The sequence below is a fragment of the Bradyrhizobium sp. AT1 genome, from assembly GCF_001590795.1.
GTDB lineage: Bacteria > Pseudomonadota > Alphaproteobacteria > Rhizobiales > Xanthobacteraceae > Bradyrhizobium.
In genome coordinates, this window is sequence record NZ_JXDL01000003.1 from 1 (window position 1) to 3,220 (window position 3,220).

General features: G+C 64.4%; 2 protein-coding genes. Both read left to right on the forward strand.

Annotation, left to right across the window (positions count from 1 at the left end):
• Positions 1 to 697 (forward strand): autotransporter outer membrane beta-barrel domain-containing protein (locus SE92_RS34600; RefSeq protein ID WP_157096011.1); only part of this gene is annotated, 697 nt, incomplete at its 5' end.
• A gap of 221 nt (positions 698 to 918) precedes the next feature.
• On the forward strand, positions 919 to 3,220 hold a 2,302-nt coding region (locus SE92_RS34605), incomplete at its 3' end, for a beta strand repeat-containing protein (protein WP_198172993.1).

A 3,220-nucleotide genomic window follows, 5' to 3' on the forward strand; every position in this document is an offset into this window, starting at 1 on the left:
TTTCCTCGGCGGCGGGCAGGGCGGCCTCTCGGTCGATCTCAACTCGCAGTCGGTCGACACCAATTACGTCTTCGGCGGCGTCTACAGCCGGTTCGAATGGGCTTCGCAATTCTTCGACTTCACCATCCAGGGCGGCAATGCCGACAACAAATCGCGCCGCCTGGTGCTGAACAATGCCGCGGTCGGCGGCATGGAGACGGCGACTGCTAGTTACAGCGGTTGGTATGTCAGTCCCGAGATTGCCTACGGCTATCGTCTGAGCGTTGGCAACGGCTACGTGCTGACGCCGACGGCGCGGCTGCGCTACGTCGCCGGCCGGTTCGACGGCTACAGCGAGACGGGGTCGGCGCAAGGATTATCCGTCGGCGGTCGCACGCTGCAGGATTTTGAGGAGCGCGGCGAGGTTGACCTCTCGCGCGTCACCAGCCTCGCCGACGGCGAGCTCAAGGCCAACGTCCATGGCGGCGTGATCGCGCTCCAGCGCGCGGGCGACACCACCATTAACACGGTGCTGCTCGGCCAGAACCTGTCGTTCGTCACGCCGGGCAGCCGCAGCACGGTGGGTGCCGTCGCCGGCTTCGGTTTCGACTACCGCACCAGCCGCAACGTCTCCGTGTTCGGCGCGGTCGAGGGCGTGATGATGTCCGACCAGAGCCGCACCGGCACGGCCAAGGGCGGCGTTCGCGTCGCGTTCTGAGCGCGAGTGCACACTGTTCTATGGCGTTCATGCAACAGGCCTTCCGGATTGTGCGCCAGTTCGTTTCCGGCAAAGCCGCGGACGTTTCTCTCCAAGCCGGCAGGAACCCGCGTGCCTACGCTGCCGATCGAAGAATCATGCGTTTCGATCTCCGTCCCGCCCTTGCCGCGGACAGCGAGGGATGACGCTTCCGGCTTGTGAAATCGTCTGGGGATATAGAGATGCTGGGAAGGAATTGGTCCGCCGCGCAACGCAGCCGCCTCCTGCGCTGGGGATCGACCACCGCGCTTACGCTTGCGCTGATGCCATCAGTCTTCGGCGGCCGCGCCGAGGCGGCCTGTACGCCTCCGTCTCCGGTCAGCGGCGCCATCGTGACTTGCACGGGAACGACGACCGACGCGAACGGGACGACCGGCTACGGGACCGCCACGGACAGCGGCAACACGATCAACATCTCTGCGGGGGCCAGCGTCATCGGCACCCATATCGGTATCGAGCAGAGCATGGGTACGGTCAACAATGCCGGCTCGATTCTCACCGATGTAACGAACGGTCAAATCGGGATAGCCGCGCTCAACGGCGTGGATCTGTACAACGCGAGCACCGGCCGCGTCGATGCGCGCGGTGCGAACAGTGTCGCAATCAGCGCTCTCGCTGGGACAGTCAACCTTGAGAATGCCGGCACGATCGTGGCATTCGGCACGGACGCCACCGCGATCTCGGCGAAGACGGTCAACGTCACCAACTCGGACACCATCTACGGCGATCGGTTCGGGATCAGCGCGACCGATATCACGGTCACGAACAACAGCGGGGGTCGTATCTTCGTCGGCGGATCGAACGGTTTCGCGATCGTTGCCACCAACAACGTCTTGATCAACAATGCCGGCATCATTTCCGCGCCTGGCACCGCCGAAACGGGGATATCTGGCAACGTCGTGACGATTGCAAGCAATACCGGCCGCATTGCAGGCTCTCGCGCCGCGATCTCCGCCAGCACGTCGACCGCCGTCAAGAACAGCGCCAGCGGGCTGATCGAGGCCACCGGCACGAACGGCATTGCGGTTTTTGTGGGCGGCGGTACGGCGACGGTGGCCAATGCCGGCGAAATCTCCGCAAAGGTCACCAACGGCGCGGCCATCGAAGCAGACGCAGTGCTGGTGTCGGAAAATACGGGTCTGATCTCCGGCGGCACACGTGGCATTACGGCGAACACGACAACCGTCTCCAACAATGAGGGCGGCGTGATCTCGGCGATCGACGCCAACGGCAAGGCCATCCAGGCGGCCACTGCGACGATTGCCAATGCCGGACAAATATCGGCATTGGCGACCGGAGGTGTCGGCATCGACGCCGACACCGTGAATGTCACGGCCAACACCGGCCTGATTTCGGGCGAAAGCTTCGCCATCCGCTCGACGACAGGCGCGGTTACCGTGAACAACAATGCAGGCGGCACGATCCTGGGCACGAGCTTGGGTGCCGTCGCGATCACTGCGGGTCCGAACGCCAGCGTGTTCAATGCAGGCACGATCAAGGGGGGAATCGGCGGCGGAATCGGAATCCGCGCCACCGGTACGGCGACCGTCGAGAACGCAGCGGGTGGATTGATTTCCGCTGGCCAGTTTGCGGTCAGAGGAGACCACGTCAAGGTCAGCAATGCCGGCATCATGGAGTCGACCCTCGGTGGGGCCGCCATCGATGCGCAGTCCGCGGACGTTCGCAATTCCGGCACGCTGAGGTCGGCGGCTGGCAGTGCGGTTCAAGTCTTCGGCGATCTCACCTTGAGCAACTCGGGCACCATCCAGGGTGCGCCGACAGCTCCAGCGGTCTACGCCTTGGGGCAGGCGCAAATCGTCAATGCGGGGACCGTCTCGGGGCGATTCGGCATCCAGACCTTTGGCAGTCTCAACTTGACCAACGCTGCGGGAGGCGTCGTTTCGGGCAGCGTTCATGGCATCGTTTCGCAGGGGGCCCTCGTCGTTACCAACGCGGGTGCCATCTCGGGAGCTGCAGGCGCCGGGCTCGGAGGGAATACCTCCACGACTGTATTCAACACCGGCGTCATCTCCGGTAGCACCGGCATCACCTCGGGCGGTGCCGCAAACGTCACGAACGCGGGCACGATCACCGGAACGGGCGGCACCGCGATTTTGCTGTCGAGCGGGGCCGATACGTTGACGCTACTGCCTGGCTCGAAGATCAACGGCGTGGTGGATTTCGAATTCGGTGCTGACGTCGTCAACGTCAACCTCATAGCGCCGGCGACGAGAGTGTCGTCGCTGACCAGCGTCCAGCTTCCAACCTTCGTCAACTTCGAGGGCACCGTCAACACCATCACGTCGGGCGGCAGCTTCAACGGCCCCTCGGTCGTCTCCGGCACCACGCTCGCCACGCTCGATCCGACCGCATTGGCGCAGACCGACCGCACGCTGATGGACTTCACCGGCGGCGTCTCCTCACTGGTGCAGGGCCGCCTCAGCGGCGGCGCGGGGCCGGCCGGCAGCAACATGATGGCGATGG